Raw genomic sequence first — 366 nt, 5'->3', positions numbered from 1 at the left:
CAATTGCAATTAGCTAGAATAATCACTAAAGAGAGAGCAACTCGCTTAGAGGGTAGTTTTGGAAAAGAAAAAGAACACTATCATTTAAAAAAGATAAAGGCAAAAACAAAGAAAACAGAAATTCTCTGGATATTCTTTGGAATCCATACCGCTAATTGTCTTGAAATTGGCAGAAGAATGCAAAAACAAACTTTAGATAAAACAGCTTAAATTTTAAACTTAAAAAATTAAATCATAGGGATAAATATGCCTTAATTTAACTGAAAAACTAAAATGAATACTGAAAAATTAAAAACCATCTAAAATTTATAAATTTTAAATGGTTTTTTTTAGAATTGTTATTTATAAGTCTGCTACTTCTGAAAG

At 26.0% G+C, this 366-nt stretch carries 1 pseudogene; it reads left to right on the top strand.

The window, feature by feature from the left end:
• Positions 1 to 210 (top strand): annotated as a pseudogene (locus Q0762_RS13935) (transposase); the annotation flags it as partial.
• Positions 211 to 366: the final 156 nt, after the last annotated feature.

The sequence above is a fragment of the uncultured Polaribacter sp. genome, from assembly GCF_947495205.1.
Lineage (GTDB): Bacteria > Bacteroidota > Bacteroidia > Flavobacteriales > Flavobacteriaceae > Polaribacter.
This window is presented reverse-complemented; position numbering and strand designations above follow the sequence as displayed.